Here is a 23,227-nt window from a genome sequence, read left to right as displayed (position 1 = left end):
ATTTCACCTCTCTTGGACTGCTCAAACAAAGCTTACATAAAATAATGATCATATTATCTGATAATCGCTGAGCATAGTAAGCTTAGAATAGTTAAATTCTTTATTATTATACACAAAAAGAAGCGATGCGAAAGATAAAAATAAAAAAATAACGTGCAGCTCCATCAAGGAGCGCACGTTACTGCGTATTTGTCACTTGTTCGTCAATAACGGCCCCAATACTATTAAATTTTTCGTACCGATGCCTGATCAGCTCTTCTCCGCTCATATTGGTCAATTCTTTTAATGAACGTTTTAAAGCCTGTTCAATGTGTTTAGCTTGCAATTGGACATCCCTATGTGCCCCGCCTTTTACTTCCGGAATGATATCATCAATAACACCAAGCTCTTTTAAATCTTGGGCAGTGATCTTCATTGTTTCTGCCGCTTTTTTAGCTAAGCCGGCATCCTTCCATAATAGGGCGGCAGCCCCTTCGGGAGAAATAACTGAATAAGTAGAATTTTCCAACATATATATATGATTTCCTACTCCTAATGCTAATGCGCCGCCGCTTCCTCCTTCTCCAATGACAATACATATAATTGGAACAGAAAAACCGGCCATTTCAAACAAATTTCTGGCAATTGCTTCACTTTGTCCCCGCTCTTCTGCAGCTTTTCCTGGGTAAGCTCCTTTTGTATCGATAAATGTAATAATAGGGCGGTTAAACTTGTTCGCCTGTTTCATAAGGCGCAATGCTTTACGGTAACCTTCAGGATGCGGCATACCAAAATTTCTTCGGATATTGTCTTTCGTATCTTTTCCTCTTTGCTGCCCGATTACCGTTACAGGGATCCCATGAAATTTTGCAACGCCTCCTACAATCGCTTCGTCATCACCAAAATATCTGTCTCCGTGGCATTCGAAAAAATTTTCAAATAACAGCTCAATATAATCAAGCGTTGTAGGGCGATTCGGGTGGCGTGCGATTTGGACGCGATTCCACGGGGAGAGGTGATCATATATTTCCTTTTCTAAATTTTTTAGTCTTGTTTCCAGCTTTTCAATTTCAGCCGACAAATCTACATCCGCTGTTTTTGTAAATTCCTTTAATTCATGAATTTTTTTCTTTAATTCTATAATCGGCTTTTCAAATTCCAGTTCTCCTACCAATCTACATCCCCCTTTGCTTGGTGTATATCCAAGAGGTTGATTAACGTATCCCGCAGTTGGTGGCGGTGCAATACAGAATCAAGCTGCCCATGCTTCAGCAGAAATTCAGCAGTTTGGAAATCTTCCGGAAGCTCTTCTCTGATCGTTTGTTCTATGATTCTGCGCCCTGCAAAACCGATTAATGCACCAGGCTCGGCAAAATTGTAGTCACCTAAAGAAGCGAAGCTAGCCGATACTCCCCCTGTAGTCGGATGGGTCATAACCGAAATAATGAGTCCGCCTTCATCGCTGAATAATTTTAAAGCAGCGCTAGTTTTCGCCATCTGCATTAAACTGAGGACGCCTTCTTGCATACGAGCACCGCCTGAAGCTGTGAAAATAATAAAGGGGATGTTTTTTTTCTTCGCTTTTTCAATTGCCCTTGTAATTTTTTCTCCAACTACCGAACCCATGCTCCCCATGCGAAAACTCGCATCCATAACGGCAATTACTACTGGAAATCCGCCGATTGTTCCTTCGCCTGTCACAACAGCTTCATTTAGCTTCGTTTTCTCTTTGTCTTTTTCTAGCTTTTCTAAATACCCTTCAAAATTAAGAGGGTTTTCAGAACGCATATCGCTGTCATATTCTAAAAAGCTGCCATGATCTAAAAGGCTGGCAATTCTTTCTCTCGCTCCCATTTGAAAATGGTAGCCGCAGTTGTTGCACACTTTTAAATTTTTTTCAATTTCTTTTGAGTACATAATCTTTTTACATTTTGGACATTTTGTCATAATACCTTCAGGAACATCATATTTTGCATGTCCGGAAGGGATCGATGCATATTTTTTCTTTTTTGAAAAAATGTTTTTTATCAAAATAGAACCTCCCTTTTTGGCTGAATAATGTCTTCATTGCAAGGGATGACACCTTCAATCAATCTTAAATCTTCCGGATCTTCTTCCTATATCTTTTGAGAGGTATTCAAATATTATAAATATATCATATTTTTCTTTCTCCCAACAGCAGAGAAGAGAGGTTTCTCATTCTTTCGCCATTTGTAGCCGCTTTTATTTTCCAATAATAGCAAGCTTTCTTGTTTTTTCCGCAACTTCTTCCGGATCTACTTTTATGCGTGCAACACCTGTTTCCATTGCCGTTTTCGCAACAGCTGCAGCAACACATGGTGCAACCCTTGGATCAAACGGCGCCGGAATAACATAATCTGGACGAAGCTCATCTTCCTTAATAAGAGAAGCAATCGCTTCAGCAGCAGCCATTTTCATCTGTTCATTTATATGTGTTGCTCTTACATCCAATGCTCCACGGAAAATCCCTGGAAATGCTAAAACGTTATTCACCTGGTTAGGGAAATCTGAACGTCCTGTTCCAATGACTTTTGCTCCAGCTTCTTTCGCATCGTCAGGCATAATTTCCGGATCTGGATTGGCCATAGCGAAAATGATCGGATTATCCGCCATTAATTTTACCATTTCTTTTGTTAGTGCTCCTGCGACTGACACACCGATAAAAACATCCGCTCCTTCGATTACATCGGCCAAAGAGCCCTCTAAGCGATCATGATTTGTATATTTAGCCACTTCAGCTTTTATGCTGTTCATTCCGTAAGGGCGTCCATCGAAAATGGCTCCTTTTGAATCGCACAAAATAATGTCACGAACACCATAGCGATATAATAATTTTATAATAGCTATTCCAGCCGCTCCTGCTCCGTTTGCGACAACTTTAATATTTGACATCTCTTTGCCGACCAGCTTCAATGCATTTAATAAACCAGCGACAGTTACAATGGCGGTTCCGTGTTGATCGTCATGGAAAATCGGAATGTTCGTTTCCTTTTTTAAACGCTCTTCAATTTCGAAGCAATTTGGTGCGGCAATATCTTCCAAGTTTATGCCGCCAAAAGTCGGCTCAAGAAGCTTTACTGTCTCAATAATTTTTTCCACATCTGTCGTATCTATACAAATCGGAAACGCATCGACACCTGCAAAGCTTTTAAATAAAACAGCTTTTCCTTCCATGACAGGGAGAGCTGCCTCCGGTCCGATGTTTCCAAGCCCTAAAACGGCTGTTCCATCAGAGACAACCGCCACCATATTCCCCTTCATCGTATACTCATACACTTTGCTTTTATCATCATAAATTGCCTTGCACGGCTCAGCCACTCCAGGAGAGTATGCTAAACTTAAATCTTTTGCATTTCTTACCGGAATTTTTGATTTTGTTTCAAGTTTTCCCTTCTGAACACTATGAATATGTAATGCTTCTTCTCTTAATGACAACCTTTATCACTCCTTAACAACATGGATAATCGTCAAAATGGAAAGACCACTTTTTAGATATTTCTAAAATATTATACATGCAATCCGTTGTAAAGAAAAAGACATGTTTATTCTCTCAAGGCGACATTCCTTTCTCCGAGCAATGCCCGCAATCGATTCAAACATTGTTCAGACGGTTGTACACCAAATGTTTCGGGAAGCTTGACCGCTTTCTTTTTTCGTTCATGGTAAATAAATACAGGTATGCTGCCTGGATAATCCTGCAATACTTTTTTTATTTCGAGAAGCTTTTGTTTCTCTGATGCTTCATCTGCAATTTTTAAAAATAAAGCACGCTGCCGTTTAAATTCCGAGATGTCTTTTACGTCTTGAATTATATATTGAACATGTTCATTTCTAATTTCCGGTTTTCCGGTCAACAAATATACATTCCCTTTCTTTATTTTTCCGCTGAACTTTGCGTATTCATTAGGAAACAAGACCGCTTCTACATCCCCGCTTTGATCGCTTATATTGAGAAAAGCCATCGCCTGGCCGCTTTTTGTGCGAATTGCCTTTACGTTCGTCACATACGCGCCCACATGAACTTTTTTTTCAATCCATTGCGATAAATCCATTAATCGAACTGCCCCCAGCTGCTTCAAAACCGAATCGTAAGGCTGAATCGGATGGCTTGATAAATAAAATCCTAATGTTTCCTTTTCGAATTTTAATTTTTCTTCAATGGTGAACGGTTCCACTTCCACATACTTTGGTTTAATCGCAGCAAGATCGTCAAGCGGAAAAACGATTTGCTCTTTTTCATCCATTTTGAACAATTCTGCATGCTCGAGCGCAACATCAATACTAGCAAGCAACGTTGCCCGATCTTGCCCAAAATCATCCATCGCACCAGAAAAAATGAGCGCTTCTATTGTTCGGCGATTGACTGCCTTTGAAGACATCCTGATACAAAAATCAAACAAATCTTCAAAAGGCTTCTTTTTTCTTTCCTTTGCAATTTCTTTCATGGCGGCAATGCCAACATTTTTAATCGAGGCAAGTCCGAATCGGATAGATCCGTTTTCCACTAAAAAAGAAAAACCGCTTTTATGAATGGACGGCGGCAGGATTGTAATTCCCATTTCTGAAGCTTCTCGAACATATTGCGCTAATTTTTCTTGATTTCCTCCGATGCTCGACATTAACGCAGCCATAAAATATAAAGGATAGTGGGCTTTTAAATAAGCAAGCTGATAGGCAATCATGCTGTAGGCAACAGCGTGGCTGCGGTTAAAACCGTAGTTGGCAAATTTAACAATGAGATCGTATACTTTATTCGCGGTTTTTTCGTCGTATCCTTTTTTTAAACAACCTATAATAAAGCGATTTCTGTTTTCATCCAAAATCGTTTTAATTTTTTTGCCGACGGCTCGTCTCAACAGGTCTGCTTCCCCTAACGAAAAACCGGCCATTTTCGCTGCGATTTCCATTATTTGCTCTTGATACACAATGACTCCGTATGTCTTTTCTAAAATAGGCTGCAAATCTTTATGCAAATATTCTACCGGCATCCGGCCGTGCTTCCGTTCGATATAGACAGGAATGTTTTCCATCGGTCCTGGACGATACAAAGCATTAACCGCAACCAAATCTTCCAAATTAGTAGGTTTTAGCTTTTGTAAAACTTTCCTCATTCCTTCTGACTCAAATTGGAACACACCTGTCGTATTTCCTTCCGATAAAAGGGAAAACGTTTTTTCATCATCATAATTTGTAAAGTGAACAGAGAGCTTTGTTCCCTCGTAACGTTCAATTAAACGTTTGATATCTTCTATTAACGTTAAATTTCGCAGACCTAAAAAATCGATTTTCAACAGCCCGATTTCTTCTAAAAAATCCATTGAATATTGTGTTAAATATATATTGTGATGACCATTTTGAATCGGAATGACTTCAGTCAGCGGATAATCGCTTAGCACCACTCCCGCAGCATGCGTCGATACATGGCGTGGCAAGCCTTCCAGCTTTAAAGCCGTTTCAAAAATTTCCTTTCCTTTTTCCATTGAATGAAGGATGTTTCGAAATGCTGCCGATTGTTCAAATGCTTCTCTTAAAGTAATTCCAAGCTTTGAAGGTATGTGCTTTGCGAGCACATCCACCTCTTTATTCGAAGCTCCAAGCGCTTTTGCCACATCTCGAATAGCAGCTTTGGCCGCAAAAGTACCGAAAGTGATGATTTGAGCCACATGCCCTTTTCCGTATTTTCGCGCAACATATTCAATCATTTCATCCCGTCTTGTATCCGGAAAATCAATATCGATATCTGGCATAGAAACACGTTCAGGATTTAAAAAACGCTCAAACAATAGATTATAGCGAATTGGATCTACATTCGTAATATCTAGTACATATGCCACTAAAGAGCCGGCTGCTGAACCGCGGCCTGGACCGGTTACAATACCTTTTTCATGCGCGTATTTCATAAAATCCCAAACGATTAAAAAATAATCGCTAAAATTCATTTTTTTTATAACAGACAGCTCATACGAAAGCCTTTTGACATACTCGTCCGAAGGGGATGTTACTTTTTTTCTTAATCCTTCAAAGCACAGCTGTTCAAGAAAATCATCGCTGCTCAATCCTCCAGAAAAGGGGTATTTAGGCAATTTTGTTTTGCCTAATTCTATTTCAACATGGCATTCGGAGGCGATCCGAACAGTATTCTCAATGGAATCAGGAAAGTTCGCGAAATTGTTTATCATTTCCGCCGGGGATTTTAAATAATATTCGCAAGCAAACGCTGCGTCTTGTTCTTCTACAGTCGTTCCGTCTTTAATCGCCAGCAAACAGCGGTGTGCAAATGCATCATCCTTTTCAACATATAAAACATCGTTCGTTGCGACAATCGGAACTTTGATCGTTTCTCTCAGCTCCGCAATTTTTTCATTTAATTGCTGCTCTTCCGGCAAGCCGTGATTTTGTAAGGATATGTAAAAAGAATTGGGATCGAGCATGCTTTGAAAAAACTCCACCGCTTTTCCTGCCTCTGCAATCTGTCCGTTTATAAGCAGCTGCTCAATCAAGCCTTGTCTGCCAGGTGTGATCACAAAAAGATCCCTGCTGTATTGTTTAAAAAAAGAAAGCGGAAGTCCTTTCGGAAACTTTGTTTGCAGCAAACTGCTTAATTTAAGCAAATTGCGGTATCCGCTGTTATTTTTAGCAAGCAAAACAAAAGGATACGGTTCGTTTTTTATGATAACGGTAGCAGTTAAACCGAAAATCGGTTTAATCCCGTGTTCTTTACAAATTTTATAAAAAGAGAGCGCTCCATACATGACATGATGGTCTGTCAAGGCTAGAGCTGTTTGACCAGTTTTTTTCGCATAGCGGACAAGCTTGTCCAATCCCGCAGCACTAGTCAGCAAACTATAGGCGCTCTTCACTTGTAGGTGAACAAAAGGCAATGAAGACCCCACCTTTTTTCAATGATTTCTTAAAACAATTATAGTCATTGTTTTCAATGAAAGACAAACTTCATACTTTTATCTTCCCATCCATATACATATAAAGAAAGAGAATAAAACAAGCCTTTTCACTGCTTGCTGAAACCGGCTATTTAGCAAGTTTATTATAATCATATTTCACCAATGAACGGAAGAAAGGATGGTGGAAGCTCAATGGAAACAGATACTTTTATTGCAACCTTTATTAAAGTGTATTTTATTGCGTTAGGAGTCATTTTCGGCGGCTCGTTAATCGGCGGTATTGGCGCATATATTACAGGCGATGCTCCTCTCACCTCCATTTTCAGAATGGCAAACAAATTGAAAATTTGGGCTCTTGTTGCAGCTATTGGAGGGACGTTTGATGCGTTTTACAGCTTTGAACGAGGGATTTTTGAAGGAGCGACAAAGGACATTGTGAAACAGATTTTGTTAATCATTTCCGCCATGGGTGGTTCTCAAACAGGCTGGCTCTTAATCTCTTGGTTCACACAGGAGCATGTTTCGCAATGAGAATCCCGCCTTATTATAAAAAGCCTTCATGGCAGCGTTTTTTTGCCGGAGTTGCCGTAGGAGCTCTTATTAGCTGGGGGTTTTTTCTATATTCCTTTGGCTATTACCAAGAAAAACAAGTAAAAATCATTTCAACGCAGCAAGAAACGATCGAACAATTAAAAAATGACATTCAAATTTGGCAGAGGGATTACAAAGAGCTAAATAAGAGAAACTTAGAATTATTGACTGTACAGGATGTCAAAATCGAAATTAAAAATGCGGAAAAATATAAGCTGGATGAATTAATGAAATATTCGATTGAAAATACGATCAAAAACGATTTAGCTGATTTAATTGCAAAAGATATTGACAGTGTTGTGAAAACAAGGCATTTAATTGCCAAAACGATTGAAAATAGAAAATATAAAATAGATGACAAAGAATACAACGCTACTGTCGTGGAGCTTGTCATTACACCGACCATTATTGTTGAAGTAGAATTGAAATTGAGCAAATAATAATGGCAACTTTTCTCCTATTATGAGGAGGGAAAAAGCGCCCTCCTTAAGATGCTTTACATAAAGCGACCAGCTCTTGAATGATTAGATCCGCAGTTTCCCAGCTGTCGATCGTAGCTCCGGCCGCAAGCGGATGGCCTCCGCCTTTAAAGCGTTTTGCAAGCTCATTGATCACGATTCCCTTCGAGCGGAATCTGACCCGAATTTCGTTGTTTTCCTCGACAAACAGCACCCACGCCTTGATCCCTTCAATATTTCCTAAAGCACCGACGAGCTGTGAAGCTTCGGAAGGAGTGACGCGGTATTCGTCCAATAGTTCTTTTGGAAGCTTTATATAAGCGGCCCCTGAATCAGTCAAAACAAAATTTTGCAGGACGTAACCGTTCAGCTTCGCCACATTAAGTTTCGTTTTATACATTTCGTCGTATATTTGCGTAAATGAAAACCCATAGTCTATAATCTCGCTTGCATATTGGAACGTTTTTTTCGTCGTATTTGAAAACAAAAATCTTCCTGTATCCCCAACAATTCCGGCATAAATGAGACTGGCTGCTTTTTTCGATAACGTTAAGCCTTGATCTTTGCCAAATAGATAAAATTCATAAATCATTTCGCTGACAGAGCTGGCAGATGTGTCTACCCAGACTATATCTCCATAAGGATCTTCATTTGGATGATGATCGATTTTGATCAATTTTTTCCCTTTATCATATCTTTGATCGCAAATTCGTTCTTGGTTAGCTGTGTCACATACGATGACGAGCGCTTCTTGATAGACGTCATCTTGAATTTCATCCATTTTGTATAAAAACGTTAAAGAAGGCTCATCGTTGCCGACTACATATATGTTTTTTTCAGGAAACGATTCTTTTAACAATTCCGCAAGCCCGCACTGAGAACCGTATGCATCAGGATCCGGCCGGACATGTCTATGTATAATAATCGTATCGAATGCTTTTATTTCATTTAAAATCTGTTGTTTCATTTCAGCTCTCCTTTATCATCATAAATGTTTTATTTCATCATTTACTAATGGTAAAATGATATACGATACTTAGATGGAGGTTGACATCATGCCTGTTTTAGCTATCCTAACGGTCATTTCTTTATCTTTTTATGTTTTTTACAAAATCAAATATTTTCGCACGAAACGTCCGATGGAAAGAAGCTGGATTTCATCTAAATCTAGCATTTCTCTAGGATTGTTTGTCTTCTTTTTCGGATTAAACCAAATGTTTTTAAACCGATCCACTGTTGCGCTCATCGTCGGTGTTGTTTTTATTATAACAGGTTGTCTGAGCATTTGGGCAGGATATAAAGCTTACAAATATTATTTGCCTTTGGCAATCAAAGAAAGCGAAAATGCCCGCTAAGAAAATTATATGGGAGAGACTGTCCTTATTTTTCAGACAGTCTTTTTTTAATTACGATCCATGATTTGCACCATTAACATAGCTTTGCCGACTAAAGTGTTTTCGTGGAATACTTCCACATCAATTTTCCCGAATTTTCGACCCACGTCTAATATTTTCGGATGAATTTCAATCATACTTTCCATTTGAACAGGTTTCAAAAAATAAATCGTCATATTCTCAACGACAAGCTCGCCTTTCTTTTTCTGTCTCAAATGATAATTGGCCGCTTCTGTAACTAGAGTTGTGAAGGCACCGTATGAAATGGTACCGAACTGGTTTGTCATTTGCGGTGTTACTTCACATTTAAAAATGTTTGATTCTTTTGCTTCATCAGAAAGATTGATCATCTGCCTCGTGATGATGTCATCAATTTTTTCACCTGTGTGCGGCTGCCGTTCAATTGAATGGAGAGCCTTTAAAACGTCCTGTCTGGAAATCATACCTGATAGGCGGCCGTTTCCGTCCACAACAGGCAATACTTCAATTCCTTCCCAAACCATTATTTGCGCAGCTGAAGCGACAGATGTTTTTCCTGTAACGGTTATCGGGCTTTTTGTCATCACTTTTTCAATGGATGTTTTTCGATCTGACGTCATAATATCCTTTGCCGTGACAATTCCAACAACCTTCAAACCTTGATCAATGACCGGGAATCGTCCGTGTCCAGTTTGCCGGTTGTATTCAAACCAGCGTTCAATCGGATCATTCGGGGTTAACGTGACAGTTTTTTCTAATGGGGTCAAAATGTCTTCCACTAACACGATTTCCTTTTTGATCAGCTGGTCATATATCGCTCTGTTTATCATCGTAGCCACTGTAAAAGTATCGTAGCTAGTTGATATTATCGGGAGCTCGAGCTCATCCGCCAGTTTTTTTACATAATCATCTGTGTCAAATCCCCCGGTTATTAAAACGGCGGCACCTGCTTCCAAAGCCGACTGCTGAGCTTTTGTCCTGTTGCCGACAATGAGCAAGTTTCCAGCACCTGTATATCTCATCATCGCTTCCAATTTCATGGCGCCGATAACGAATTTATTTAATGTTTTATGAAGACCGGCCCTGCCGCCTAACACTTGTCCGTCGACAATATTGACAACCTCCGCAAATGTCAGCTTTTCAATATTGTCTTTTTTCTTTTTTTCAATTCGAATGGTGCCGACCCTTTCGATTGTGCTGACAAAGCCTTTATTTTCCGCATCTTTAATCGCACGATAGGCAGTTCCTTCACTGACATTCATAACTTTGGCAATTTGTCTGACAGAAATTTTATCTCCGACGGGCAGAGACTCAATATAGTTCAAAATTTGTTCATGCTTTGTCGCCAATTTCTTCCCTCCTTTTAAGTTACACGATTGGCAAATTCTTCAAACATTTACTTATTTTTTCCTAAAATTTACTGTTTAACAAACAAATGCTTGGAACTCATAATACGTAAAATGAACGGCTAAAAGCCGTCCATCAACAATCTCACAGTTCGATTGTTTCTCCTGGTTTCAATAGGAGACCGACACCGTCTGGAAGCTTGGAAACAAAATCTTCAGGGTTTTGCTGGATCACTGGGAACGTGTTGTAATGAATCGGCACGACTTTTTTAGCTCGAATCCATTCTGCTGCTGTAAGAGCATCCTCCGGCCCCATTGTATAATTATCGCCAATCGGCAAAAAGGCTAAATCAATTTCATTGCGTTCTCCAATTAATTTCATATCAGAAAACAATGCTGTATCGCCTGCATGATAAATCGTTTTGTCCTCAGTTGTCAACAAAATTCCTGCTGGCATGCCAGTATACACAATGTTTTGGTTATCTTCCGTATAGCTGGAGCCATGGAAAGCCTGAGTCAGCTTTACTTTTCCAAACTCAAACTCATATGCTCCCCCGATGCTCATTCCATGGGTTTTAATCCCTTTCCAGCTCAAGTATGTAGCCAGCTCTGCAATCGCCACGACTAACGAATCATTTCTTTTTGCAATCTCAACCGTATCCCCTACATGATCATTATGGCCGTGTGTCAACAAAATGACATCTGCTTTCACATCTTCTACCTTCAAATCGGTTTGCCCGTTCCCATTAATGAACGGATCAATGATAATGTTTTTCCCATTTGTTTCAATTTGAACGATGGAATGACCGTGAAAGGAAACCTTCATAAAAAACCCCTCCTTTTTGAATCTACTTTCATTTTACTGGAAACTTATGCTTTTGAAAACGTTTTATCGTTATTGATGAAATCGATGAATGACATTAGCGGCTCCCGTCGCTTCAATTATGGCGCCTGTAATAAAATCTGACTGTTCATCGCACAAAAAGGTTATAATTCTTGCGATATCTTCCCCTGTACCTGATCTTCCAATCGGCGTGTTCACGTCAATATGTTTTCTAGCTTCTTCAATGGTCGCCTCTTTCATTTCCGCCGTAATGTTTCCTGGACAAACCATATTTGCTGTGATGCCGTTTTCCGCCTCTTCAATAGCAATCGTTTTTGTCAAAGAGACTAGTCCGGTCTTAGCCGCGCTGAACGCCGAGCGGTGAAGCCAGCCTGAAGCATCCCCGGCACCTTGGAAGCCGTAGGTAATGATTCGGCCATACTTTTGTTTCCTCATAATCGGGATTGTTCGTTTCACTAAATGAAACACCGAGCTTAAATTTCCTTCAATCATTTCATACCATTCCTGATCAGAATAATCAGCAAGCTTTTTCCTCTCAAATATATACGGACCCGCATTATTAACTAAACAGTCAATACGGCCAAAGCACTGATAAGTTTGATCAATCAGCCGAATTAAATCTTCCTTTTTCGTCACATCACATCGTATAAACAGCAAACGGTCGCGCATAGAAGCATATTTTTCCTGCAGTTGTTCAACTCCTGTTTGATTATTGTGATAACTGACCGTCACGCTGTACCCCTTTTCCAAAAATAATTCGGTCACCTTTCTTCCAAGACCTCTTGAGCCTGCCGTAACAATTGCATGGCGCACCCATCAATTCCTCCCTTTATTTACTACAATCATTTTACAATAATTTTTTAAAATGCAAAAACGGAATAGCTTCCACGATTTTTATCAGCAAGAGGTTGGAATGCAAGTGCAAGGCGGCCTTTCCATACAAAAAAGCGGGCACAATGAGTACCCGCCTGTTTCAGCTTATGCGCAGAAGACCGATTTTTCATTGAAGGTCTTGATTCAATTAAAACAAATGGAGTTGGATTTATATAATCGCCTTTGCTTTATTGATTTGCTCCTTTACTTCCTTAAATCCGGTTCCACCTAAGCTGTTTCGTTTGTTGACCGCTTCGTATGGGTTCAGAACTTCATATACATCATTTTCAAACAGAGAGGATGCTTCCTTATACTCTTCTAATGGCAAGTCAAGTAAATAGATTCCTTTTTGAATGCATTTATATACAAGTTTTCCGACTACTTCATGAGCTTCGCGGAAAGGAAGACCTTTTTTCGCCAAATAGTCAGCGAGTTCAGTAGCGTTTGAAAAATCCTGCTTCACCGATTTTTCCATCTGCTCTTTATTTACTTTCAGCGTTTCGATCATTCCCGTCATAATTTGCAAACAGCCCTCTACTGTTTTTACAGTATCGAACATGCCCTCTTTATCTTCCTGCAAGTCTTTGTTATAGGCAAGAGGGAGACCTTTTAAAACCGTAAGCAAACCGACGAGATTGCCGACGACGCGGCCGCTCTTCCCTCGAATTAATTCCGCCATATCCGGATTTTTCTTTTGTGGCATGATGCTGCTGCCGGTCGAATAAGCGTCATCCATTTCAACGAACTGGAATTCCTGCGAGCACCATAAAATTAATTCTTCGCAAAATCTTGAGAGATGAATCATCAACAGCGAGCTGTTGCTCATAAATTCAACAATAAAATCCCTGTCGCTCACCGCATCCAGGCTGTTTAAATAAACTTCATCGAAGCCTAAAAGCTCAGCCGTATATTTCCGGTCAATCGGAAAGGTTGTCCCAGCTAATGCGGCAGCGCCAAGCGGACTGATATTAATCCGTTTCAAAGACTCTGTAAATCTAGATTTGTCACGCTCAAGCATCCAAAAATAAGCCAATAAATGATGGGCGAATGAAATCGGCTGCGCCCGCTGCAAATGTGTATATCCCGGCAAAATTGTCTCAATATGCTGTTCAGCTTTGTTTACAAGCGCTTTTTGCAATTCTCTGATCAGTTCCACAATGGCTTCAACATGTTTTTTTAAGTATAGATGCATATCGGTCGCCACTTGGTCGTTGCGGCTTCTTGATGTATGCAGCTTTCCGCCGATCGGTCCGATTTCATCTATTAACATTTTTTCAATGTTTAAATGAATATCTTCATATTGAACGGAGTATTCAAGCTCCCCATTTTTTGCTTTTTCCAAAAGACGGTGCAGCCCTTTTTCAATCGCTTCTCCTTCCTCTTTTGTTAAAATGCCGCACTTGGCAAGCATTTTAACATGGGCGAGGCTCCCTTGAATGTCTTCCTCTACGAGCTGTTTGTCAAACGTGATCGACGCATTGAATTCGTCGACCCATGCTTCGGGCGTCTTTTGAAAACGGCCGCCCCAAAGTTTTTTCATATTGTCACCTTCTTGTTTTTCACGATGCTGTTCACCGCTGTTGGAAGGCCGAACAGTTTAATAAAGCCGACTGCTGCTTCATGATCAAATGAATCTTCTTGCGTGTAGGTGGCCAGCTTTTCATCATAAAGCGAGTACGGAGATTTTCTTCCTTCAACAATTGCGTGCCCTTTATACAATTTTACGCGCACTGTCCCTGTTACATATTTTTGAGTTTCTTTCAAAAATGCTTCCAATGCGCTTTTCAGCGGAGAGAACCAAAGACCGTTGTAAATAAGCTCGGCAAGCTTTTGTTCGATCAGCGGTTTAAAATGCGCTACTTCTTTAACCTGTGTTAAATCTTCCAATTCTTTATGCGCTTTGATCAATGTCATAGCCGCAGGGCATTCGTACACTTCGCGCGATTTAATGCCGACAAGTCTGTTTTCCACATGATCGATTCTGCCGACGCCATGTTTTCCAGCGAGCGCATTCAGCTTCAAAATTAGTTCATCTAACTGCATTCTTTGACCGTTCACTGCTACCGGTACGCCTTGTTCAAATTCAATTTCGATGATGTCCGCTTCATCCGGTGCATTTTCAATGGAAGAAGTCAGTTCATAGGCATCCTCAGGCGGTGCAGCCCATGGATCTTCTAAAACTCCGCATTCATTGCTTCTTCCCCATAAGTTTTGATCGATGGAATATGGGCTGTCCAGATCAATCGGAATTGGAATGTCATGCTGTTTCGCATATTCAATTTCCTCTTCACGCGACCATTTCCATTCCCGAACAGGTGCCAAAACCTCCAGCTCAGGATTTAACGCTTTTATGGAAACTTCAAAGCGCACTTGGTCGTTTCCTTTTCCGGTACAACCGTGAGCAACTGCGACAGCGCCGGTCTTTTCCGCTATTTCCACTAATTTTTTGGCAATGAGCGGTCTTGAAAGAGCGGAAACAAGAGGATATTTACCTTCATAAAGGGTGTGTGCCTGAAGGGCGATCAACGCATATTCTTCCGCAAACTCTTTTTTCGCATCTATAATATAAGATTGTACAGCACCGACTTTTAGTGCTTTTTCTTTAATAAACTCTAAATCCTTCCCTTCCCCAACGTCCAGACAGCAGGCAACGACGTCGTATCCTTTTTCTTGCAGCCACTTGATGGCGACAGATGTATCTAAACCTCCAGAATAGGCCAATACTACTTTTGGTTTTGACATGTTCATTCTCCTCTCCGATGTATACAAAATGAATAAAAATACTTTTTTATTCATAAAAATGCAATCATTAATTAAAAATGTAACAGTTTTGCTGACTTTTTTCAATAGTTTTTTTAAAAAAGCATTATTTGTTTATGATATAATTTGCATAATAAAAAATGGAGGAATGGAAATGTTTGAATATAACGAAAGATTGGGGATTCCTCTTCCTGCATTCAGCAAGCATTGGGAGGAATATCCAAATGAGGTTCAACAGCAAATTTTATCGGATTGGGAATGTATACGTGGACAAATCCCTGACCGCATTAAACATTTAGAAGCGATAATAAATAAAAAGCAAGAGCAGTTGAATGACGAAGAGGATTTTGATCTTTCGTGCAGACTAAATGAAGAAATCAGTGAGATTGCTTCCATCATCAATGATTTATGGCTTTGGTACCGGATTGATCCGCATATAACAAAAGCTTGAGAAATTATATTTTCATCTCAAGCTCATCCCTTCATAATGATGTCTATATTGATAAAATTTATGTGCAAACTCAATGGCCACTTTCATAGAACGATAGCGAATGCCGCCTCCGATCATTAAGCTTAAAATCGGTTTTCCCCGAATTGTTTTATATTTGAATGTTTGCACGGCAATGCATTTTAAGATTTGGTTTACAGTTTGATGGTTGACAAATGGTTCGTTCTGCTCATAAAAATAAGCATCATCTCCATTTTGTAATTCCTCTTTTAGTTGATTCCACGCTTCAAATTTTAAATGTTTCGGCATTAAAGAGCTGTGAAAAACCTTTAGAGACAGCATCATTTCATAAGGTGACGAAACTTCATAACCATACGCAAGAGATAATGTTTGCACAGCCCGCATATGAAAAATTATTTGCAGCACAATATCTGTACTTAGCGAAAAAACACCACCGGAAGATGCGATTCCTCCTTGAATAAAGGAATACAGCCGCTGCTTCGCCATTTCCTTCTCAGCCAATTGATAGCATTCTTCTAAAGGGAGCTTTTTTAAATCAGTGATCGTTTGAACTTGATCGGAAATAACACGTGCAAATGAGAGGATCCGCTTCCGTGTTTCTGAATAGAAGATCGAGCTTTGCAAAATCGAATGCATATGAAACAAAACGTAATCGACCTTCTCAAACATTTCTTTTTGAATATGCTCAGGAAGGTCATTCAATCTTGTTTCCAGCCATTTGTCAAATGGAAGCGTGCATTTACATGCACATTTTTCCAACTCTTCCTCCCAGCATTTCATTTGATTTTCCCAGCTTTCTTCCAAAATGGCCCCCAAAAATGCACCGCCTTTCTTTTTAAACAAATGCTCGCAAATATTCAATGATATTATATCACGGAATTGATATAACTCTTAAGAGTCGAGCATTGATAAAATCCAATCCTTTACATCTATCATCCGATTATACTTCGGCAATCGCTCTGTCCCTGAAACGATGATTGCTGCTAAAGAGTCATGCTGGTGTAAACCGCCATGACTCGCACCGCCCACATGCACTGGAGATGACCCGTACTTGAATTCAAAGCCAGGATAAGCGCTAATCATAAGAAATTGTCCTTTATGTGACAAAGCGGCTGCATGTAATCTTGCCAGCGCATCCGGATATTCCCCGTACTTAATTCGGCTTCCTTCCGTGAAAATATCCAACACTTCAATGTCTCCGTTTAAAGTCCACATACTTCCATACGGATCTTCCCATTGACCTCCTTTTTTAAACATCAGCATTCCTTCCCGCCGCCCTGAAACAACTTTTATTTTTTCCTCTTCCCGCCAAGCGATGACATCGATGCGTGCATCTGTTTTCAAAATGTTTGCAATTTCTTCAAGCGAATGGTTCGGCTGTAATAAATATACGAACGCCATGCGTTGATTGACCGCAAGTACGAGATCATCATCCTTCCGTACACCTTTTGACAGCTTGGTAATACGATATGGGCTGAGTAGCTTTTCTAAATGGATCAGAGGATTTTGATTTCTCGGGCGGACAGCCGCTTGGCCGTTATCGCCCATAATGATCCAAACATTGTTCTCCAGCGCTTCCTCCCATGAATGAAAGCTGTCTAACACTTTTTGCAATTCACGATCTGTTTTTACGATTCCTGACAGATCCTCAACTCCTTTTTTATGTATAATTTGATCCATATCAGGAAAATAGACCATTGTAAAAGGAGGCAAAGAATGATTTTTAATAAGATAAATAAGCTCCTGAGCAGAAAATCGATTATTAAAGCCAAATCTTTGCCAGAAGTGTCCATACTTTGCAAATGGGTTTTGTTTAATGAAGGAGCCGTAAGTTAACAAATCCGGTCCCTTAACAGTAAGGCTTCTATGAAAAGTAGGCAGCAAAGATAATAAAAACGGAAGCTGCATTACTTTTTCCTGACTTCCTCGATAGAGAAGTCCATTAATAGACGCGGAATTTTTCCCCTTTTTGCTCAGTTCTTCAAAAATGGTTGCGGCCTTTTTGTTTAAATGCTCATGATTTATATTGTACAGCGGATCCTTTAATGAAGTTGCGAGCCCCAGCTGTAAAAGCTCAGATGCATTTGTTCCATAATTAATAAGACGCTTTTCTTCATCATGAAACCAGACTAATCCTGGAACGTGATGCACATCTGAGTAATGCCCGGTAAGCAGACTGCTTTCCACATTGACGGACATCGTCGGAAAAGGACTGATAATTTCTGAAGCAGTACCATGCTTCATGAAAAAGGCGAAAGCCGGCGCCATTTTATTGTCTACTGCTTTTTTCAAAAAAGGGAGCATGAGAGTATCGATAATCAACAATATCACATTTTTTTTAGCCATTTTGTTCCATCCTCATCGTTTATTTGCTATTAGAATTTGTCTAGAAGGTGAAAATCATGCAAAAAACTCCGGTTTTTTAAACCGGAGCAATATTCAACGCTATTATCATTCTCATCCCCCCAATCATCACTTAAGAAATGTTGGAGGGAATGAATCATTTTAGTTCCCATGCATCGTTCATCATATAAATAGATTATTTCCACTTTTTATTGGTAAAAAAAACAACCTCCTTTCATATCCATTTCGGAATATGAAAAAAGGTTGCGTTGGTTACGAGTTCAGGTTTTGCTGTTACCTTATAAATTCGCTATTCTCATTACATCTCTTGCAATCATCACTTCTTCATTTGTCGGTATAACTAGAACTTTTACTGGTGAGTGTGGATAGTTAATAAACGCTTCTTTTCCACGTACTTTGTTTAAGGCAGGATCCCAATAAACGCCCATAAATTCCAATCCCCGCAGCACTCGTTCGCGGACAACGTCACTGTTTTCACCAATGCCGGCGGTAAAGATAATCGCATCCACACCGCACATCCGCGCCGCATAAGATCCGATATATTTATGAATGCGGTCAGCAAAAACCGCCAATGCCAATTCGGCGCGAGCATTCCCCTTCGCTGCAGCATCTTCGATATCGCGCAAATCGCTTGAGAAACCGGATATTCCTAAAAGTCCGCTCTTTTTATTTAATACATTAATAACTTCATCAGCGGTTTTACCTGTTTTTTCCATGATATATGGGATAAGCGCTGGATCAATACTTCCGGAACGAGTTCCCATCGCAACACCTTCAAGAGGCGTAAATCCCATCGATGTATCGATTGATTTTCCGCCTTCAACTGCTGCAATGCTGGCACCATTTCCTAGATGGCAGGAAATAAGCCGCAAATGCTTTAAAGGTCTTTCAAGCAATTGAGCTGCCCGTTCCGTTACATATTTATGAGACGTTCCATGGAAGCCGTATTTGCGAATTCCGTATTTTTCATAATAATCATATGGCAAACTGTATAAGTAAGATTGTTCCGGCATCGATTGGTGAAAGGCAGTATCGAACACCGCTACCGCTGGAACGTCCGGAAGCACCTTTTGGAAGGCGCGAATGCCAAGCACATTGACTGGATTATGCAAAGGCGCCAAATGAGAGAGTTCTTCAATTTTCTTTAAAGTTCCATCCGTAATAAGCGCTGAGTCACTGAAGATCTCTCCTCCATGTACAACCCTATGACCGATTCCGTCAATATCATTTAACGTCCGGATAATTCCATATTCAGTTAATTTATTTAGCACAAGCTGTACCGCTATTGAAAAATCGGTAATTTGACAACTTTCTTTCTTTTCTTCTCCGTTAACATATATCTTAAAAAATGATTGGTCCAAACCAATCCTTTCAACTACCCCTTTTGTTAAAACTTCTTCATTCGGCATTTCAAACAATTTAAACTTTAATGAAGAGCTTCCAGCATTTACAGCTAAAATCTTAGGCATGTATTTTCATTCTCTCCTTCTTTTTGTTGATGAAACTTTTTTAAAAATTCCTGCATGTGACATAGAAATTAGCAAAATATGTGAAACACCAGACTTGTCTAATTTTAAAAAGAGAGATGATCGCTCTATACATTTAAACATTGATAAAGCAACATTTCAAGTGAAAAATAAATGTTTATCTGTATACAAAAATTTCTAAAAATAAAAAGCGCTTCCATCCACTTCCTAAATGAAACGGAAAGCCACTATTCGCTAAAACCGAAGATTTCTTTTCTCTAGTTTAGTTTTTATGAAAAATAGAAGAAATAAACCGAATCCTAAAAAAAAGGCGACATGGCTGTCACCTTTTAGTGTTTTCATCTTTTCATTTATTTGTCCGGAGCCACTCATCAATTTGATCCATAATCGAAGCAAGAGCTTTTTTATTCGAAAATTTCGGTAGATCAACAAGCATAACCCGTTTGGGCGGTACAATTCCTTCTCCCTTTTTTTGCAAAATAAAGATGCTTTTTCGACTATTTTCCGATTTAAACATGGAGCGCGGGAGCTGCAACAGGCCTTGGATCACTGTATTTTCTTTTAAATATCGATTCAATTTTGGAGCTTCAGGCGTCTCAAAAAGATGGTTTGGTATAAGGAAAAACAAATAACCGCCTTCTTTTGTATAGCGGATGCTCTGCTCAATAAAAAGATGATGGGCGTAAGAATGGCCTTCATCAGCCTTCAATTCAAAATGCTTTGCGACGTCATGATCGGGATAATAGCCGACTGGCAGGTCGCACACCACCGCATCCACAGGGTCGATAAAAAGGTTTTTTAAGCTATCCTGATTATAAAAGTCAATAGAATGCTTCTGCAAATTTGCATTCACATAAGCGATTTTAACTAACAAATCATTTATATCGATTCCAATGCTTTCAACTTGCTTTGCTTCCAGTTGGTTTAAGACAGCCGAGAGTAAATTACCCGAACCTACAGCAGGGTCTAAAATCATTAAATTTTTTTCATCTTGAAAAAATTTTTGCACAAGATAGCCGAGCAATATGCAAACACTGTCAGGGGTCATTTGGTGGATTTGCTGATTATCTTCCTTTAATCCTTTTAAAACAGCGAGCTGAAAAGCTCTCCGAATTTCTTCATTTGAGTAGTGATCCAAATGAAACGTCCGGTATATATTGTTCAGTTTTTTACTTGTAATTTCGCTAATGGAATCTTGAACTGCAGTTCCGTGAAACAGGTTTTCTCCTGTATTCGCTACCGCTTCAATGTATGTACAATTCATTTCGTTTTTAATGATTTCTGCCGTCTCATTAATGAGTGAAAACAGTTTTTCAACATTTGAAAATCCTTGCATAAAGGCTTCCTCCTTTAAGCTCGTCACATCCTTTCATTTTAGCGTTTCATTGTTTTATAAGCAAGAAAAAAAGGACCTTGCATCAGGTCCTTAATTTGCTGCTTTTGCAGCTTCAATCGCCGCTTCATAGTTTGGATGATTTGTCGCCTCGCTGACATATTCTACATATGTTACATTATCGTTTGAATCAACAACAAAAACAGCGCGAGCAAGCAGACGCAATTCTTTGATTAATACTCCGTACGCCTGTCCGAAAGAAGCGTCGCGATGGTCAGATAACAATTGTACATTTTCAATTCCGTTCGCACCGCACCAACGTTTTTGCGCAAAAGGAAGATCCATGCTGATTGTTAAAATTTTAACATTATCCAGCTTGGAAGCTTCTTCATTAAAGCGGCGTGTTTGTGCATCACATACGCCAGTATCGATCGAAGGAACAACAGAAATGATTCGGACCTGCCCTTTTGTATCAGCTAAAGTAACTTCCGACAAATCATTCGCAAGCACTTTGAAATCAGGCGCTTTATCTCCAACCTTCACTTCATTTCCTAAAAGAGTTACCGGATTTCCTTTAAATGTTACGTTTGCCATTTTATCCCCTCCAAATCTATGTATAGTTTAACTATAGCTTGTTTTTGAAGACTTTTCAAAGAAAAAGTGTTTGAAAATTTCAAAAAGCTGCCAAAGCAGCTTTAAATGTCAAAATCAATTTTTTCTTTTTCATTGTTATCGTCTTGTATATGTTTTTTCTTTCGAAACAGTTCTTGAATTTTTTCTACCGTTTGAGGGGTTGCATCTAAAATTTTTTCATAAAGATGGGTATTTTCATCTAAATGAAGAATTTTGATTCCATTTGTTCCAACAATAAGAAATGCGATTGGCGTAATCGATACACCGCCTCCGCTTCCTCCGCCGAAAGGAAGTTTTCCTTTTTCACCTGTAGTGCTGCTTCCATAAGGACTGCTTGAATGTTTTTCACCTGTCGGTCCGTAAAATTCACTGCCACCTGCCGCAAATCCGAATCCCACTTTTGAAACGGTTAGTATAACACTCCCATCAGGAGTTTCAACTGGATCGCCAATTATGGTATTGACATCGATCATTTGCTGCAAGTTTTCCATTGCCGTTTTCATTAACCCTTGAATCGGATGATCGCTCATACTTTTGCCTCCTCTAAACTATGTTCATTCTTCTTGTTTTTCTTGGCAAACGGTAAGTTTCGCCATAATGCTGTTTTTGATCTCGACCATTTTACGAGACGCAATCCTGCTATGATAGCATTCCCAAGTCGGAATTGCATCATACATACAAATGTCGTTTTCAAAACCATTCGGTTGAAATTAGGAAAGATTGAAACAACTGGATAACCTATTAATGTAAAGTATCGGGAAGCGAAATAAATAATAGAGCTTTTCATCCCCCATAGTGTACCCGCCGACATTCCTGTTGAGGCAGCTTCTCCCGTTCCGATTTCAGTACGCCACTCCCATTTCACAATCCGAACCTTCTTCAGAAATTTCCGAATAATAAAGGAAAAGTGGATAACATTTTCCAATATTTCTTTAAAATTTTGCAGCTTCTCAAACAGCTCTTCAGGAGTCACTTTTTCGGACGATTTTTGAGTTGAATGTTTCGTTTCTTTTTCTTGTTTATAAACGATATTTGGACCTTCTTGATCCAGTTTTATAAAAGGGATTTTGATTGTGTAGCGAATAAGGCCGAAAAACAATAGAAATGTCACTCTTAGCCGATCGTCATATTTATCGTGTTTATATGAAAGTACAATCGTTAATTTTGTCATTGCAACTAGAAGCACAAATATCAAAAATAGGACAAAGACCATTGCAAGCCAAAATGGCATAATTTCACATCCTTTCAGTGAACCATTATCACCTCTCTATAAAAAAATAAACCTGCCTTTTCGGCAGGTCATCTTGAAAACCATTCATCATGAATAACTGTTGTATCGCTGAATAAATCGTGCAGCCCTTGTTTCTTTTTTGTAAAAGCAACGATCAAATATCCAATCCACGTAACCTTGGAGATGTACCGTCCGATCCATTCCCTGAAGAAAACATCGGTCCATGTAAGCTTATCATTTTTTAAAGATATAACACGCAGGCCAAAAACCATTTTCCCGAGCGTTTGTCCTAAAAACTTCGTCATAAGAATAAAGTAGGAAAAGAAAAACAAGGCGCTTAAAATTCGATAAGGTGAAAAAATAAAATCGCTTTTTTCCAATCCGATCAGTAAAAAAAGCGGATTGACAACAATTCGGATGACGCTTGAAACAACAATGAGGTCAAGCAAGTATGCCCAAAACCGCATCCAAAATCCCGCAAAGTGATAAGAGATGTCTGTTTGAACCTCACGCTTTTGTTCAATTTGATTTATTTCTTCAAATGTTCCATCCATGTTGGCACC

The 23,227-nt window shown here is 39.5% G+C and carries 22 protein-coding genes; 4 read left to right on the top strand and 18 right to left on the bottom strand.

The window, feature by feature from the left end; genetic code table 11:
* Window positions 1-178: 178 nt before the first annotated feature.
* The 4 genes from accA to dnaE form a co-directional block, all read right to left on the bottom strand.
* Entirely contained in the window at window positions 179-1,153 is a 975-nt protein-coding gene (accA, locus tag FB379_RS09880; protein ID WP_144597846.1) for an acetyl-CoA carboxylase carboxyl transferase subunit alpha, read from the bottom strand.
* A complete protein-coding gene (accD, locus tag FB379_RS09875) occupies window positions 1,147-2,010 on the bottom strand; it encodes an acetyl-CoA carboxylase, carboxyltransferase subunit beta (protein WP_066247816.1) in 864 nt (287 codons plus the stop codon). The genes accA and accD overlap by 7 nt, the downstream gene beginning before the upstream one ends.
* Window positions 2,011-2,202: 192 nt before the next feature.
* Entirely contained in the window at window positions 2,203-3,435 is a 1,233-nt protein-coding gene (gene ystJ / locus FB379_RS09870) for an NADP-dependent malic enzyme (protein WP_066247817.1), read from the bottom strand.
* 107 nt (window positions 3,436-3,542) lie between these two features.
* Entirely contained in the window at window positions 3,543-6,881 is a 3,339-nt protein-coding gene (gene dnaE, locus FB379_RS09865) for a DNA polymerase III subunit alpha (protein ID WP_144597844.1), read from the bottom strand.
* 213 nt (window positions 6,882-7,094) lie between these two features.
* Here dnaE and ytrH point away from each other — a divergent pair, with 213 nt between their 5' ends.
* Together ytrH and ytrI are read left to right on the top strand one after the other, a co-directional pair.
* Window positions 7,095-7,433, top strand: coding sequence for a sporulation membrane protein YtrH (gene ytrH, locus FB379_RS09860; protein WP_063387392.1), 339 nt, complete (start codon window positions 7,095-7,097; stop codon window positions 7,431-7,433).
* Window positions 7,430-7,933, top strand: a complete 504-nt coding sequence (gene ytrI / locus FB379_RS09855; RefSeq protein WP_066247820.1) for a sporulation membrane protein YtrI — start codon at window positions 7,430-7,432, stop codon at window positions 7,931-7,933. The genes ytrH and ytrI overlap by 4 nt, the downstream gene beginning before the upstream one ends.
* A gap of 46 nt (window positions 7,934-7,979) precedes the next feature.
* Here ytrI and FB379_RS09850 read toward each other — a convergent pair whose 3' ends face one another.
* Window positions 7,980-8,918 (bottom strand): DHH family phosphoesterase, encoded by a 939-nt coding sequence (locus FB379_RS09850; RefSeq protein WP_144597843.1) that lies wholly within the window; start codon window positions 8,916-8,918, stop codon window positions 7,980-7,982.
* Window positions 8,919-9,006: 88 nt separating this feature from the next.
* Here FB379_RS09850 and FB379_RS09845 point away from each other — a divergent pair, with 88 nt between their 5' ends.
* Window positions 9,007-9,306: a YtpI family protein gene (locus FB379_RS09845; RefSeq protein ID WP_063387389.1), complete on the top strand. Its 300-nt coding sequence runs from the start codon at window positions 9,007-9,009 to the stop codon at window positions 9,304-9,306.
* A gap of 47 nt (window positions 9,307-9,353) precedes the next feature.
* Here FB379_RS09845 and FB379_RS09840 read toward each other — a convergent pair whose 3' ends face one another.
* The 5 genes from FB379_RS09840 to FB379_RS09820 form a co-directional block, all read right to left on the bottom strand.
* On the bottom strand, window positions 9,354-10,673 hold the full coding sequence (locus FB379_RS09840) for a CBS domain-containing protein (protein WP_066247825.1): 1,320 nt from the start codon (window positions 10,671-10,673) through the stop codon (window positions 9,354-9,356).
* 142 nt (window positions 10,674-10,815) lie between these two features.
* Entirely contained in the window at window positions 10,816-11,496 is a 681-nt protein-coding gene (locus tag FB379_RS09835; RefSeq protein WP_144597842.1) for a metal-dependent hydrolase, read from the bottom strand.
* Window positions 11,497-11,565: 69 nt separating this feature from the next.
* On the bottom strand, window positions 11,566-12,327 hold the full coding sequence (locus tag FB379_RS09830) for an SDR family oxidoreductase (RefSeq protein WP_063387386.1): 762 nt from the start codon (window positions 12,325-12,327) through the stop codon (window positions 11,566-11,568).
* A gap of 229 nt (window positions 12,328-12,556) precedes the next feature.
* Window positions 12,557-13,927: an argininosuccinate lyase gene (argH, locus tag FB379_RS09825; protein WP_066247830.1), complete on the bottom strand. Its 1,371-nt coding sequence runs from the start codon at window positions 13,925-13,927 to the stop codon at window positions 12,557-12,559.
* Window positions 13,924-15,129: an argininosuccinate synthase gene (locus FB379_RS09820; RefSeq protein WP_063387384.1), complete on the bottom strand. Its 1,206-nt coding sequence runs from the start codon at window positions 15,127-15,129 to the stop codon at window positions 13,924-13,926. Before FB379_RS09820 ends, argH begins: the two co-directional genes overlap by 4 nt.
* 172 nt (window positions 15,130-15,301) lie before the next feature.
* Between FB379_RS09820 and FB379_RS09815 the strand changes: the two genes are divergently transcribed.
* The gene (locus FB379_RS09815) at window positions 15,302-15,598 is read left to right on the top strand and encodes a hypothetical protein (RefSeq protein WP_422386928.1); all 297 of its coding nucleotides are present in this window, start codon (window positions 15,302-15,304) and stop codon (window positions 15,596-15,598) included.
* A 12-nt stretch (window positions 15,599-15,610) separates the two neighbouring features.
* Here FB379_RS09815 and FB379_RS09810 read toward each other — a convergent pair whose 3' ends face one another.
* The 8 genes from FB379_RS09810 to FB379_RS09775 form a co-directional block, all read right to left on the bottom strand.
* Window positions 15,611-16,432 carry an EcsC family protein gene (locus FB379_RS09810; protein ID WP_144597840.1) on the bottom strand — a complete coding sequence of 274 codons (822 nt, stop codon included), beginning with the start codon at window positions 16,430-16,432 and terminating at the stop codon, window positions 15,611-15,613.
* 75 nt (window positions 16,433-16,507) lie between these two features.
* Window positions 16,508-17,962, bottom strand: a complete 1,455-nt coding sequence (locus FB379_RS09805) for an alkaline phosphatase family protein (RefSeq protein WP_144597839.1) — start codon at window positions 17,960-17,962, stop codon at window positions 16,508-16,510.
* 296 nt (window positions 17,963-18,258) lie between these two features.
* Window positions 18,259-19,449 (bottom strand): acetate kinase, encoded by a 1,191-nt coding sequence (locus FB379_RS09800; protein ID WP_063387378.1) that lies wholly within the window; start codon window positions 19,447-19,449, stop codon window positions 18,259-18,261.
* Between the two features lie 364 nt (window positions 19,450-19,813).
* The gene (locus tag FB379_RS09795) at window positions 19,814-20,803 is read right to left on the bottom strand and encodes a class I SAM-dependent methyltransferase (RefSeq protein ID WP_144597838.1); all 990 of its coding nucleotides are present in this window, start codon (window positions 20,801-20,803) and stop codon (window positions 19,814-19,816) included.
* 90 nt (window positions 20,804-20,893) lie between these two features.
* Window positions 20,894-21,394, bottom strand: coding sequence for a thiol peroxidase (gene tpx / locus FB379_RS09790; protein ID WP_063387376.1), 501 nt, complete (start codon window positions 21,392-21,394; stop codon window positions 20,894-20,896).
* Window positions 21,395-21,495: 101 nt separating this feature from the next.
* On the bottom strand, window positions 21,496-21,963 hold the full coding sequence (ytfJ, locus tag FB379_RS09785) for a GerW family sporulation protein (RefSeq protein ID WP_066247839.1): 468 nt from the start codon (window positions 21,961-21,963) through the stop codon (window positions 21,496-21,498).
* Window positions 21,960-22,664, bottom strand: a complete 705-nt coding sequence (locus FB379_RS09780) for a DUF2953 domain-containing protein (protein ID WP_144597837.1) — start codon at window positions 22,662-22,664, stop codon at window positions 21,960-21,962. Before FB379_RS09780 ends, ytfJ begins: the two co-directional genes overlap by 4 nt.
* A 68-nt stretch (window positions 22,665-22,732) precedes the next feature.
* Window positions 22,733-23,218: an RDD family protein gene (locus tag FB379_RS09775; RefSeq protein WP_144597836.1), complete on the bottom strand. Its 486-nt coding sequence runs from the start codon at window positions 23,216-23,218 to the stop codon at window positions 22,733-22,735.
* Between the last annotated feature and the right edge of the window lie 9 nt (window positions 23,219-23,227).

Source organism: Aeribacillus composti, from assembly GCF_007827555.1.
GTDB classification, from domain to species: Bacteria; Bacillota; Bacilli; order Bacillales; family Aeribacillaceae; genus Aeribacillus; species Aeribacillus composti.
This window is presented reverse-complemented; position numbering and strand designations above follow the sequence as displayed.